The sequence below is a fragment of the Allorhizobium sp. Av2 genome, from assembly GCF_021462805.2.
Lineage (GTDB): Bacteria > Pseudomonadota > Alphaproteobacteria > Rhizobiales > Rhizobiaceae > Allorhizobium > Allorhizobium vitis_G.
In genome coordinates this window covers 36,197-48,871 of sequence record NZ_CP192700.1, presented here as the reverse complement: position 1 = coordinate 48,871, position 12,675 = coordinate 36,197, and the positions used below count along the sequence as shown (strand labels likewise).

Below are 12,675 nucleotides of genomic sequence, written 5' to 3'. Positions count from 1 at the left end.
TGTTCACGGCTCCCTTCAAGGTCGTGTTGGCAGGGCGACTTCATGTCGTGCAAATGTCAATGTTCTGTTTTTGTTCCCATATGAGAAAGGAGTCAAGGCGGCAAAAACGTACGAGTATTGTTCCGAACATTAGAAGTTCGAGATTCTTCATGAGAATCAGGTGAATAGCTGCGACCAAGAAATTTCGCTGGCTTCTACAGTCTTATGTCCTGATCGGTGAATAGCGGGGACAATATAGGGATAGTCACAGTATTATTAAGGTTTTTCTGATGAACTGGCCGGATGACGAGGCCTCCGAGATCAAAACCCCTCCTTCGCGACACCGAGCCGCCGATCCGCTCAAAGCCGCGCAGGAAGCGTAATCCAGCTCAACCACAGCTCCTCTTCGATCCCATACCTGATCGCGTCGAGCCGGCGCTGGCCCTATTGAAGGCTAAGCCTCCCACCGGAAACGAATGGAGTTGGGAGCTGAAATGGGATGGCTATCGCCTTGCGGTCCATATCGAGCCCCAGCGGATCCGGATCCTTACCCGCGGCGGCCACGACTGGACACATCGGTTTCCGGCCATAGAGCAGGCCGCCCGAGCGCTGGGGCCGGCGACGATGATCATCGATGGGGAAGCCGTCGTGCTCGACGATGAGGGGCGGCCGGATTTCGGGCTGCTGCAGCAATCGCTGGGTGCATCCGGCAAACAAGCTGGCAGGCGCGCCTCCCACGCCGTTCTTTACGCTTTCGATCTTGTTTATCTGGATGGGCACGATCTGCGCGGTGTTGAATACCGTTCGCGCCGACACCTTCTCGAGGACACGATAAACGGCCCAACGAATGAAGCCAGCGCCATTCGGATATCAGAAACACTCGATGCCGAGCCAGCTGTCCTGCTTGAGCATGTCTGCCGCCTCGGCCTGGAAGGCATCGTCGGCAAGCGCCTCGATCAGCCCTATCGTTCGGGCCGGACCGGGGATTGGGTAAAAGTCAAATGCATCCAGAGCGAGGCTTTCTTCATCGTCGGCTATGAGAGGTCCGCATCGTACCTAGCCGGCTTCGGCTCGTTAGCGCTTGCCGCCTACCGCGATGGCGATCTCGTCCACGTCGGAAGCGTCGGCACGGGCTTCAAGGGAGCCGAGATCATCCGGTTGCGGAAGATACTGGACACGCTGCGATGGAAGCGAAAGCAGCCGCCCCTGCCCCATTCCGGAACTGCCGACATTGTCTGGGTCCAGCCTACCCTGATCGCCGAGATCGAGTTTCGCGCCTGGACATCGGACGGGAAACTCCGTCATCCGTCGTACAAGGGCCTGCGGGAACGGCAAGACAATGCCGACGTTTACCAGCTCGACTAGCGAAACAAGCGACATGCGCTAGAGTAGCCGTATTTGGTCGAAGCGGAGGGGGTCGCATGTGTAATCTCTATCGGATGGAGGACAAGGACTGGGTTTCAAAATGGGCTCAGGACGCCGAGAGCCTCATCAACCTCATGCCAGCCTATCAAATGAACCCCGATCAGATGGGACCGATTGTCCGCAACACCGCTGATGGAAGGACACAATTGGCACGTGCGCGTTGGGGTCTTCCCTCGCCGCGGTTCACCTTGGAAAAGGCCGCCAAAGCCAAGGCCGAAAAACTGAAAGCCAAAGGGAAGCCCGCCGATCTTGAAGAGCTCATCCGCATGGAGGCGGACCGCGGCACGACCAACGTCCGCAAGCTCACCTTCCCACACTGGAAACGATGGTTTGGTGTCGAGCACCGATGCCTCGTCCCGGTCACCAGCTTCGCCGAACCCGATCCAGCCAGCCAGCAACCCGGCGGGAACGTGCCGAACGCCTGGTTTGCGCGCGACGAGGAAAAGTCGCTGATGTTCTTCGCCGGCATCCATGTCCCGCAATGGCAGAGCGTCCGGAAGGTGAAGGATGGGCCGACGACCGACGACCTCTATGGGTTTTTGACCACTGATCCCAACAATCTCGTGAAGCCGATCCATGAGAAGGCGATGCCTGTTCTTCTCCTGACCGAAGAGGAGACCGAGGTGTGGATGCAGGCGCCATGGGACGAAGCCAAAGATCTGGCACGGCCTTTGCCAGATGATGCGTTGATCATTTCGTCGCGCGAACCGTACGGATCCACGATCGTGTCCAAATCCGGAGAGCCCGTGGAACAGGGCAGTCTGCTTTGAGGCTAGAGCTCAGACGATCAGCATGGCGCCTCGCCAGACAGGACAGCGTTATCAGTTTTGCGACCAACCCGCCTACCCAGAACGCCATTTTAATGTTTAGGCTGGTTGGTCGCCTTCGCTTTCCACCCGGGATCAAAATTCAAGGCGATGGGGATCAGGCGCGTGTCGATCACTGAGTGCTCCGGCATCGAACGCATAGACATAGCAGCCTTCCGCCGCCGTCTTTCTCAGAACGGCGAGCAGCTTGCCGGATCGGGTCGCGCCTCGTCGACCGTGCCGGCATTGCGAACGCGCACCATCAGATGAGCCGCGCCGGTGTCGGCGCGACGGCGCTGAAGGGTGGGGTTGGCGCCGCACAGCGCACTTTACTCGGGGTCACGCTTATCACAATTCTGAGCAATGGCGTGTCAACGCACCGCAGTCGAACATGGGAGCAGACTGCCCGATGGAGCAATCGGCAGTTCGCTTTTGATCATCACCGGCCGGTTTACGGCCTACGAAACCTTCTCTGTCGACTTGTTCACGACCGTCAACACCGAAGCGTCGCTGGACGAGGTCCAGCGGGGTGAGCGGCGCATGGTGGGCCGCTTTCTCTCTGTCAATCCGGATGGCGGTGTATTGGATCAACCCAATAAACCTCTTCCGGCTTCTCTACAGGATCGACATCCGTGATGTTTACGACGACTGCCTCGTTGTCCGATCGCACCAGGACGCACTCGAGCACGTTGTCAGGATCGGCATTGATTTCCTGGTGCGGTACGTAAGGCGGCACGAAGATGAAGTCGCCTGGTCCCGCCTCCGCGACATATTCCAAATGATCCCCCCAGCGCATACGGGCCTTGCCACGGATCACGAAAATAACGCTTTCGAGCGCACCGTGGTGGTGGACCCCGGTCTTGGCGTTCGGCTCGATTGCGACGGTGCCTGCCCAGATTTTCTGTGCGCCGACGCGGGCATGATTGACGGCTGCCTGCCGGAACATGCCAGGCGTCTGGGCCGTGTTGGAATCGAGCTGGTCGCCCTTGATGACACGGATCCCGTTGTGCTTCCAATGGTCCGAGTGATGGTGGTCGTGGTGATGGTCGTCGCTCATGGTGCGGTCCTGCTCAGATGACGTTGAAGAAGTGCGTGCCGTCGCGATCGAGCTGCGCGACCAGTCCGTATTCCCAGTCGAGATAGGCCTGCATAGCCTCCACGGGGGCGTCCGTGCCTTCGTAGGGCCGACGATAGCGATCGATGCGGGGTGATGCGAGGTGGGACTCATCGGTTTCCAGGATTTGACCGGCAGCCTTCCAGGCAGCGTTGCCGCCCTCAAGAACGAGGACTGGAACATCGACCAGTTTCTTGAGGTCGACGGCGGCATAAATGGCGAGCGCGCTTGTGCCGCATGTGACGACGTAGGTTTTTGCGGGAGGCACGCGCTTGATCGCTTCCGGGAGCTGGGAGCGTAGCGCTAACCACGCACCCGGGATGTGCCCCTTTAGGTAGTTCGCGCTGGTCGTGAAATCGAGCACGACGATATCGGAATTCGGATTGGAGATCGCGGAAGAAAGATCGCGGACGCAGATCGTCGGGGTCGGCTCGACTTCGGGCGATATGCTCTTGAAGGATCCTTGTTCGCTGAAGGCATCACTCGGAGCCTGTTCTACGACATAGACTTCCCAACCCATCTGCGCGAGCCAAGACGCTGCCATATTGGCACGCGTTGTCTCGTCATCGCTTAGTACGATACGCGCACCACGGACAGGCGCGTAGTGATCAGTCTCCTGTACAAGCTGTCCCCCTGGCACGTGCATGAAGCCCGGCAGGTGGCCTTCGAGGTATTCTGGTTCGGTGCGGACGTCGATCAGATAAGTCGTTCGGTCCGGGGTTTGAAGGCTGCCGATGTCCGACAGAGCAATGCTCCGAACACCCGCGCGCGCGGCGACGGCTGCAGCGGATTTTTGCGCCTCCGAGCGGTCCCTGGTTTCGACCTCAGCGAAGCTCCTGCTCGCTCCCTGTTCCAGTGTCTGACCTGCCAAAGTCCATCCAATTGTTCCGTTGCGAAGACCGACGACCTTGTTCGGTATCCCGGCATTGATGAGAGACTGCGTCCCGATGATGCTGCGTGTGCGGCCAGCACAGTTGACGATCACAAGGGTCTCGGGATCGGGAGCAAGGTCCCGTGCGCGCAGGACGAGTTCACCACCGGGAACGTTGATACCCTTTGGAATGCTCATCGTTTGATATTCGTCAAAACGGCGCGCATCGAAAACGACCGCGTTGGCTCCTTCATCGAGAAGCGCCTTTACCTTGGTCGCGTCCCAGAGCGGCGTGTGCCTTTTCGCTTCGACCAGTTCACCGAATGACTTGCTCGGCACGTTGACGTCAATGAACAGTTCGCCGCCGTCGGCCTTCCACGCTTCCAATCCCCCTTCGAGGATATGGACATTCGTGTAGCCGAGCGATTTCAGTTTCTCGACGGCGATGGGAGCGAGGTCTCGTATGCCATCGTGACCATACAGAACGATCAGCATATCGCGTTGTGGGATCCTGCGCCATGCATCCAGTTCAAGCCGGGCAATGGGAAAGTTGGCTGCCCAGAGGGGATGCCCTTGCGCGAAAGGATCTTCTTCGCGGACGTCGGCGAGAAGGATTTCCGAGCGGGCCAGAAGATGCTGCCGCACTTCGTCGTACCTGAGGCTGTGCTTCGTTATCGGGGCTGACATATTTTCTCCTGCTATCGATCTCGTGTGCTATTCACGAGGTGATGGTCTGGCTGGCAGCTTCAAAGTCGACCAGCCTGCTGGGAGCTGCCGCGCCCTGAAACAGCGTTGCGGCTCTCGCTCCAAATGCGCTGATGGGTGGTTCGAGAGCACCGAGAGTCGGCGCGTGACAGAGCCAGAGTTCTGCGCGCAACGAAAAGTCGCTGACTGTGATGATCTCCAGTTTGGTACGGTGGGGGCTCATCTCCAGAAGGGGCACGGGAACGAGTCCAAGTCCGAGACCTGCGGCAACCATCTCCAACTGCGTCTCTCGAGCAAAGGTGTCGAGATTGACCTTGAACGGAAGATTGAGCACCGCATGCACGCGCTGGAGTTCTGCCCTGAAACCGCATCCGTCGGGGTTCAGAATCCATCCGGATTTGTGAAGGGTGACAAGGCGGTGGGCACGGTCTCCGCCCGATCCGAGCGGCCCCACGATCGCCATCTCGACCTGCGCCAGCGAAACGGCGGTCACTTTGTGCGGAAAGATTTTCCGTGTGGGCATCAATACGATCGCGGCATCGATCTGGCCGTCGACGAGCTTTTCAACAATCTGGTTCGCCCAGCCTGTGGTGGCACGTATAGACAGTTCCGGCCATCGCTCCTGTTGCAGATGGACTATGTCGGCAAGAATCACATCGCAGACTGCCTGGGTCAGTCCCAAGCGCGCACCACCCGTTAGGTTCGAGCGGGCACTCAACGTCAAGCGGAGCTTGTCGACCTCCCTGAGAATATTGAGGCACTGCTCGTGGACGCCGAGACCTACGGTGGTTGGAACGGGTGGCTTGACGCTTCTGTCGAGCAGGGTAACACCGAGGTCCTTCTCGAGGTTCTGGATGCGCTTCGAGATTGCCGACTGGGTCAACGAAAGAATTGCCGCCGCTTGGCTGAGCGACCTGGCTCCGACCACTGCGATGAAAGCTTCGATGTCGTCGAGGTTCATTTGCAGTCGTCTCCGCTTGGTGCATTTCTGGAGTTCAGTACCCTGGAAAGAACCTTCTCCTCGATTGACGTGAACGCCTGCGAACTGCGCACACGAGGATGCGCAAGCTCGATATCCAGCTCGAGAACGATCTCGCCTTGCTCCATCACGATGACGCGATCGCCAAGAGCAATGGCCTCCTCGACGTCGTGTGTGACGAGAAGGACCGTGAATCCGTGGCGCGCGCGGATGCTTTCGATGAGGTCCTGCATTTCCAGTCTCGTCAGTGCATCCAGTGCGCCGAGCGGTTCGTCAAGCAGCAGGAGACGCGGGCGGTGTATAAGGGCACGGGCAAGGGCAACGCGCTGCCTCTGTCCACCTGATAATTGGGACGGCCATTTGTCAGCGTGTTCGGAAAGACCAACCTCGGCAAGCGCCTTGCGTGCGCGGTTCTGCCATGGGTTGGGCAGGCCGATCCCGATGTTTTGGAGAACGGTTCTCCAGGGCAAGAGGCGCGCGTCCTGGAACATCATCCGCACCTCACCGGAGATTTCGGATAGGGGATTTCCGTCGATCTGGATCGTCCCGCCATCGATAGTTTCGAGGTCCGCGATCAGCCGCAAAAGCGTGGACTTCCCACAGCCCGAGCGGCCGACAATCGAAAGAAACTGCCCGGCGGGTACGTTGAGCGAAAGGTTCTTAAGGACCTCTGTCCCGTCGAAACCCTTCCATAAGCCGAAGATGTCCAGACCGGCTCCACCCACAAAAGCGCTGCTTAAGGAAACCTCTTTTGCCACGTTCGGCCGCGTCGATTTCAAGGAGACTACAGTCACCAGAGACCTCTCTTACTTCTGATAGGATGGATGCCAGCGTAGCCAACGGTTCTCCGCGAGCCGCGCCAGCCAGTCTGTCAGCTTGCCGAGAAGCGCGTACAGGATGATCGAGAGCACCACGACATCGGACTGAAGGAATTCACGCGCGTTGGTAGCGAGAAGGCCGATACCGGAACTCGCTGCGATCGTCTCGGCCACGATCAGCACGATCCAGGCCACCCCGAGCGCGTACCGCACACCAACGAGAATAGACGAGATGGCTCCAGGCAAGATGACATCGCGCACAAGACCGGTTCGTGTCAGTCCGTAGTTCCGCCCCATCTCGATCAGACCCTGATCGACTGATTTGATGCCGTGGAAGGTGTTGAGGTAGATCGGAAACATGGTAGCGAACGCCACGAGGAAAATCTTGGCTTCCTCGCCGATTCCGAACCACATGATGACGAGTGGCACCATGGCGAGCGACGGAATGTTACGGAGCATCTGAAGCGAACTGTCGAAGAGCGTTTCCCCGGTTCGCCACAGGCCGTTCACAAAACCGAAGAACAGCCCCAGAGCCGAACCTATACCGAAGCCGACGGCCGCGCGCCAAAAGCTGGCTGCCATGTGCTGCACAAGCTCGCCGCTTGCCGCCAGAGACCAGGCGGCCTCCAGGACGGCGAGCGGCGACGGAAGAATGCCTTGGGAGAGCAGTCCTCCCGATGAGGCGATCTGCCAGAGAATGACGACGATTACAGGAAACGCCCACGGAGCAAACGCCTGGGCCAGATACCGTCCTGCTGTGGTTGGAGTCTTCGCGCTGGTCGTGATCATCGTCAGCCTCTGCGTTCGTCAGTCTGTCTGCTTGGGAGAGAAGGAGTCATCCAGCAGGTCGCTGGCTTTCAGCTTCTTGTCGATGATCCCGGCTCCATAATAGAGATCGATCGTGCTTTGCTGGAGCTTCTCGACGTCTGCGTTGATCAGCTGGGGAGCGTGCCTTTCGCGGGTCTGCTTGCCGAGAGCCACGTCATCGGGAATTTTGACGAGCTGGGCGATAATCTTCGAGTATTCCTGCGGATGCTCGAGCCCCCAGGCGCGAGCCTTGGCGCTGCGGGCGACGAAGTCCTTGAGGATATCGCGCTTGCCTTCGATAGCAGCCTCGGAAGCGATGAAATAGGAAAGGCTGGGGTAGTTCTTGCCATCGACGATGATGCGAGCCCCGGACTTGAGCGTCGCGAAGGAGATGTAGGGTTCCCAGAGCGAGACGGCGTCGACCGATCCGTTCGTCAAGGCGAGCGTCGCCTCCGCGGGCGGCAGGAAGACCGGCGTGATGGCGTCTTCCTTGAGACCAGCCTCTTTGAGCGACTGGAGGATAAGGGCGTGGCCCGCCGAACCCTTCACGAAAGCGACCTTCTTGCGGACGAGATCCTTGATGCCCTGATAAGGTGCGTCGTTCTTTACGATGATGGCGTTGCCTTCGTACTTCGTGGCGAAGATGGCCTTTGCCTTGACACCACGTGCAGCGGCAAAGATCAGTGGCGCGTCGCCGACCGAACCAGCGTCAAGAGCTTCGGCAGCGAGAGCTTCGAGCAGAGGGGCGGCGTTGGCGAATTCGCTCCACTCGACTTGATAGGGGACGTCCTTGAGCACGCCGGAAGCGTCCATGACCGCGCGCGCGTTGCCGCGCTGGTCGCCAACGCGCAGGACGTCCTGGGCCGAGGCGACTGTTGCCGCGACGGACAGCGCTAACGACAGCGCCAGGCGAATGATTGACTTGGTCTTCATCACAATACTCCTTGATGCGAGGTCAGAGCGCAGCGCGCCTTTTCTCGGTTGTTTCGCGTGTTTCGAATTGATTGGCTGGCCGTTCGAGACCCAGGGTCTCGCGGAGGGTGGTTCCGGGATACTCCCGACGGAAAAGTCCGCGCTCCTGGAGAACAGGGACGACGCCTTCGAGGAACAGGTCCTCGTCGCGACGGATGTAGGGAGGCAGGATGACGAAGCCATCACACGCACGCTGGGCGTACCAATGGGCCAACTGACTGGCGACTTCCTCCGGCGTACCGACGGGCGCGAAGAAGGAGAGGCTTTCAGCGTACCATTTTCCGACCTCGGCAACCGTCATTTTCTGTTCAATGGCGCGCTTGATGACGTATTGGAAACGGCCGACGCTGCCCGTGATCTTGTCGGTGATATCGGGGAAGGGTGCATTCTGGGGGAACTGGGCGAGGTCGAAGTTCATGCTCGCCGACATGAAGCTGAGGCCTGCCTCGGGCAGAATGAGTTCCTTGAGCTCTCGTTCCTTGTCCAGTGCTTCCTTACGGGTGCGACCGACCACGGGGACGATGCCGGGGAGGACCTTTACGGCGTTCTCCGAGCGGCCGCCTTCGACCACCTTTTCCTTGAAGCTCTTGTAGAAGCTTCGTGCGCGCTCCAGTTCAGCATGGACGACGAAGATCACCTCGGCATTCTGCGCCGCGATCCCCTGGAACCGGTCCGAGACGCCAGCCTGAATGAGGACCGGACGACCCTGCGGCGGGCGGGGTACGTTGATAGGCCCGCGGATTTTGAAGAAGTCGCCTTCGTGGTCGATGTAATGGAATTTGGTGGAATCCGCGAAGACGCCGGACTTCTTGTCGAGGACGAGCGCATCGGCTTCCCAGCTATCCCATAGCTTGCCCATGACGTCCGCAAATTCGATGGCGCGGAGGTAGCGCTCCTCGTGTCCGAAATGTTGCTCCCGGCCGAAATTGCGCGCCTCGCCATCGCTTACGGAGGTGACGAGGTTCCAGGCAGCGCGACCGCCGCTGATATGGTCGATGTTCGCTAACATACGGGCGGCGGCATAAGGCGAGGCATATGATGATGAGATCGTGCCGCCTATGCCGATGTGATCGGTGACGGCTCCGAGCGCCGCCAGTGTGGTCAAGGGCTCGGGCCGGGTGACGAGACGATACTTCACCGTGTCGGCAAAGTGCTGGCCGTAGTTGTCGTCGATCGAAAGCTTGTCAGCGACGAAAAGCATGTCCAGCTTCGCAGCTTCTGCGCGGCGGGCGACGGTCTTGTAGAGCGCCCAGTCGACGCCGCCGGAGGTGGCCGACTCCGGGAGCCGCCAACCTCCGAGATGTGTGCCTGCCTCGAGATAAAGAGCGAGATGCATCCGTACGCCTTCCTGAGATAATCATTCTCAGGAATGACTATTTATATACAATCTATCGTCAATATAGAAATAATGGAATAATATCTGATCTCGAAAGAAAGCCTCAAGGGACTAATTATACGCGGGTTGAGGAAACAATTTCCTAGTGGACAACAATTCTCGCGAATGGCTGCCTACCACGATAGCGTCGAAATTGTCGCACGCGTGCATCCCTGATCAGTCGGGGGTAAAGCTAACTTCTGTCCTTCACGGCGGTGGGGCCGGAATCCGCCCGTATGAGCTATCGAGTCGGGTGACTGACGGGAAGGCAACATGTCTGGGATGTTCACCGATATCTCCAATGCGGGAGGGTCTAAGTCTCAATCAGAATTTCGGGCGCCACCTCTGGAAGGATGGGGGTGCTGATCGGGGTGTAGAGATCGACATCAGCCGCAGTTCGCAACGTTGCGACAAGTGCATAACGAACCGCTGTATTACCCCTTCTCTGACCGGTATTCTCCCGCCACCATCCGCCAGTCGGATAGATGGCGATAGCGTCACGCTGGGAGAGCTCGACGGCGTTTCCCTCCCAGATATCCCCATGCAGCGATCCCCGATTGCGAAGAACGGGACCAAGCGTCCAGCCTGCATCTCCCGCCGCCCTTGCCGGCGGCCTGGCCCCGGCCGCGGCATTGATGCGACGCAAGAAGACATCGGGGCGCTCGTCGCCCGGTTTCAACGCAAACCGCAATCCATGCGAAGCGTAGCTGTGACGGCGTGTTTGGCCACGCTCCCCAGGATTGGGCTCAATGAAATAGCTGAGCGTGATCCGCAACTGAACCTGGGTTTCACCAAGAGCCTCGAGTTCCTCTGTTGGCCAGGGAAGCGCGTGCAGGACCATGTCCTTGGTCTCGATCTTGCTGCCCACGGTCTTGAATGGTTGCATCTGGTTCTCGATGACCATGGTGACATCGTTATCGAGACTTCCAAGGGCGCGCACCAGTGATGGAACCCCGAAACCGTAACGCCGAATCAAGCCATTCTTGTTGATCCCGCCGAGATGGGCTTTCATCGTCGGTGTCCATTCCGCCGAATGGACGATCAGGGCTCTGACCGTCTCGGGCCACAGATCAGGACGCTGCCCCAGGATCTGCGCGCCCATCCTTGCCGCGAGCGCAGTTGCTGCACTGGTCTCGCCGGTTGTCGTGAACGCCCGGTGCTCGGGCGTCCGATAGGTCGTCAGCAGCGCGAGATCGTCAAGGTGATCACCAATGAGCGTCGCCGGATCTACGCCCAGATTGCCACCCTCGAAGACAACATCGGGTTTGAGGGGCCAATCGTGGTTCCAAGTGACGGAGGTACGGCTACGTGGCATGAGATCGCCGACCTGGGCCATGACACCCCATCCGTTGAAGACCGGGTCGGTGATCGCCGTCTTCTCGGTAAATGCTCCGACCGTCAGCACATTCCACGCCTGGGCCGGGCTTTCGATCGGCGTGATATCGTTGCGAACGAGATAATCGTTCTGATGAATGTCCTCACGAATATTGCCGGCAGAAACCGCAATCAGGCGCGGCGCATTGTCGGCGCCATAGGCAAGTGCGTCGAGAGCCGCAGACCATGACGACGGACGGCCGCGCCAGTGATCGCCGTCACTGGTCAGGGCAAGGCAGATCGCGCGAGGCCGGTCCGGTGCGACGATCTCGGCACGCGCTATCGATTGGGCGGTGATGGCGCCGAAGAGATCGGGGTCATTCGCGCCATGGTCAGGCAGGATCTTCACCGACTCCAGCCGGTGCGTCAGTATGATCTGCCCGGCTCCGGCGAGGACATCGGTCAGGTCACCGTATAGGGCGACGCCGGAAAGCTGGGTGCCATGTCCGCCGTGCCCCTGATTACTGGTGTCTTCGACGTTCCAGCCAGGATCGAATGCCTGCTGATCCACTGCTGCGAGCGCCGGGAGGATCAAAGGGTGACGTCGGGTAGAGCCTGAATCGAGAAGGCAGACGGCGGGACGGTCACCATCGGGGGCCACAATGCGGCCCGCCGTCTCCGCAGCCCAGGCGCGTTGCTCGGCGCCGTCCATCTCCATAAAGAAGGCCGGTGTATCGCGGGCGGTTCGTAGCTCTGCGATCGTGTCGGTGTGCGCAATGATCCGCCCGAGGGTTTCGGCGCTCGCGTGGACGATCAACACCTCGCGCTCCGGAAACTGAAGGGCATGTTCACGCACCGGAAGCTCCAGTCGCTCAGCCGCCGTCGCAAAGGTATCTCTGGTCCCGAGACGCAGCCAGACCTCCCACCAGATGGCCGTACCGGGCACCGGAAAGAACGCCTCGTCATCCGTATAGAGGGATCTGGCCACCGCAAGACGCGCGGTCTCAAGTGAGGCCACGAGCACTTCATTCTTGGGTCCGTTGTTTCTTTCGACGATCTCACCGTCCCCCTCGACCCGTTGGATCCGGTCCTGGTCGCGATATTCGGCCACCTTCTTGAGGTAATAGTCGCGCTGGCGCTCGGGGACGAAGACGGTGGCGGCAATCGCGTTCCCTCCCTCCCCTATCGGGCGAACGCTAACAAGTTCGATCGGAAACCTGCCCTGGCGGTTTTCGAGCTTATCGACGATCTCGCTCTGGGATGAAGGGAGTTCGAACTCAAGATAGAAACCTGGCGTTCCACCCGCAAGGTCGGGCTCGCGGGCTCTCAATTGCGCTTCCGCGTCTGCCACTGCGCGGGTAAGGGCTTCTGTCAGCTTTACAGCATGCTGAGCCCTATCGCGCACCGGCACGGTTGTGCCGCCACCTCCGCCTCTGGCAGTGTAGTCCTGGATGTTCCCGTGACCGGGCAAATAAACGTGTGGGAGTGGACGCGGTGTTTCTTCTGCCAT

The 12,675-nt window shown here is 59.5% G+C and carries 10 protein-coding genes; 2 read left to right on the top strand and 8 right to left on the bottom strand.

Annotated elements, in window-relative coordinates; translation table 11 throughout:
- Window positions 1-282: 282 nt before the first annotated feature.
- Together ligD and FS819_RS27575 are read left to right on the top strand one after the other, a co-directional pair.
- On the top strand, window positions 283-1,344 hold the full coding sequence (gene ligD, locus FS819_RS27580) for a non-homologous end-joining DNA ligase (protein ID WP_156550888.1): 1,062 nt from the start codon (window positions 283-285) through the stop codon (window positions 1,342-1,344).
- Between the two features lie 56 nt (window positions 1,345-1,400).
- Window positions 1,401-2,174 carry an SOS response-associated peptidase family protein gene (locus tag FS819_RS27575; RefSeq protein WP_156550887.1) on the top strand — a complete coding sequence of 258 codons (774 nt, stop codon included), beginning with the start codon at window positions 1,401-1,403 and terminating at the stop codon, window positions 2,172-2,174.
- Between the two features lie 598 nt (window positions 2,175-2,772).
- On the opposite strand, the gene FS819_RS27570 is transcribed toward FS819_RS27575, so the two are convergent.
- The 8 genes from FS819_RS27570 to FS819_RS27535 all read right to left on the bottom strand — a co-directional run bounded on the left by FS819_RS27570 (window position 2,773) and on the right by FS819_RS27535 (window position 12,675).
- Window positions 2,773-3,267 (bottom strand): cupin domain-containing protein, encoded by a 495-nt coding sequence (locus FS819_RS27570; RefSeq protein WP_012654853.1) that lies wholly within the window; start codon window positions 3,265-3,267, stop codon window positions 2,773-2,775.
- A gap of 13 nt (window positions 3,268-3,280) precedes the next feature.
- A complete protein-coding gene (locus FS819_RS27565; RefSeq protein ID WP_234624937.1) occupies window positions 3,281-4,882 on the bottom strand; it encodes a rhodanese-related sulfurtransferase in 1,602 nt (533 codons plus the stop codon).
- A 31-nt stretch (window positions 4,883-4,913) separates the two neighbouring features.
- Complete coding sequence (locus tag FS819_RS27560; RefSeq protein WP_010974870.1) at window positions 4,914-5,861, bottom strand: LysR family transcriptional regulator; 948 nt, start codon at window positions 5,859-5,861, stop codon at window positions 4,914-4,916.
- A complete protein-coding gene (locus FS819_RS27555) occupies window positions 5,858-6,637 on the bottom strand; it encodes an ATP-binding cassette domain-containing protein (RefSeq protein WP_409050127.1) in 780 nt (259 codons plus the stop codon). The genes FS819_RS27560 and FS819_RS27555 overlap by 4 nt, the downstream gene beginning before the upstream one ends.
- 48 nt (window positions 6,638-6,685) lie before the next feature.
- Window positions 6,686-7,486, bottom strand: a complete 801-nt coding sequence (gene ssuC, locus FS819_RS27550; RefSeq protein ID WP_156550885.1) for an aliphatic sulfonate ABC transporter permease SsuC — start codon at window positions 7,484-7,486, stop codon at window positions 6,686-6,688.
- An 18-nt stretch (window positions 7,487-7,504) separates the two neighbouring features.
- A complete protein-coding gene (locus FS819_RS27545) occupies window positions 7,505-8,437 on the bottom strand; it encodes an aliphatic sulfonate ABC transporter substrate-binding protein (protein ID WP_156550884.1) in 933 nt (310 codons plus the stop codon).
- A gap of 22 nt (window positions 8,438-8,459) precedes the next feature.
- A complete protein-coding gene (locus tag FS819_RS27540) occupies window positions 8,460-9,812 on the bottom strand; it encodes an LLM class flavin-dependent oxidoreductase (protein WP_010974868.1) in 1,353 nt (450 codons plus the stop codon).
- 352 nt (window positions 9,813-10,164) lie between these two features.
- Window positions 10,165-12,675: a S8 family peptidase gene (locus FS819_RS27535; protein ID WP_156550883.1), complete on the bottom strand. Its 2,511-nt coding sequence runs from the start codon at window positions 12,673-12,675 to the stop codon at window positions 10,165-10,167.

What these genes read in the sequence shown, in the direction of transcription:
- FS819_RS27545 (WP_156550884.1), bottom strand. Translation starts at nt 8,437, where the DNA reads ATGAAGACCAAGTCAATCATTCGCCTGGCGCTGTCGTTAGCGCTGTCC.
- FS819_RS27540 (WP_010974868.1), bottom strand. Translation starts at nt 9,812, where the DNA reads ATGCATCTCGCTCTTTATCTCGAGGCAGGCACACATCTCGGAGGTTGG.
- ssuC (WP_156550885.1), bottom strand. Translation starts at nt 7,486, where the DNA reads ATGATCACGACCAGCGCGAAGACTCCAACCACAGCAGGACGGTATCTG.
- FS819_RS27535 (WP_156550883.1), bottom strand. Translation starts at nt 12,675, where the DNA reads ATGGCAGAAGAAACACCGCGTCCACTCCCACACGTTTATTTGCCCGGT.
- FS819_RS27570 (WP_012654853.1), bottom strand. Translation starts at nt 3,267, where the DNA reads ATGAGCGACGACCATCACCACGACCACCATCACTCGGACCATTGGAAG.
- FS819_RS27560 (WP_010974870.1), bottom strand. Translation starts at nt 5,861, where the DNA reads ATGAACCTCGACGACATCGAAGCTTTCATCGCAGTGGTCGGAGCCAGG.
- ligD (WP_156550888.1), top strand. Translation starts at nt 283, where the DNA reads ATGACGAGGCCTCCGAGATCAAAACCCCTCCTTCGCGACACCGAGCCG.
- FS819_RS27575 (WP_156550887.1), top strand. Translation starts at nt 1,401, where the DNA reads ATGTGTAATCTCTATCGGATGGAGGACAAGGACTGGGTTTCAAAATGG.
- FS819_RS27565 (WP_234624937.1), bottom strand. Translation starts at nt 4,882, where the DNA reads ATGTCAGCCCCGATAACGAAGCACAGCCTCAGGTACGACGAAGTGCGG.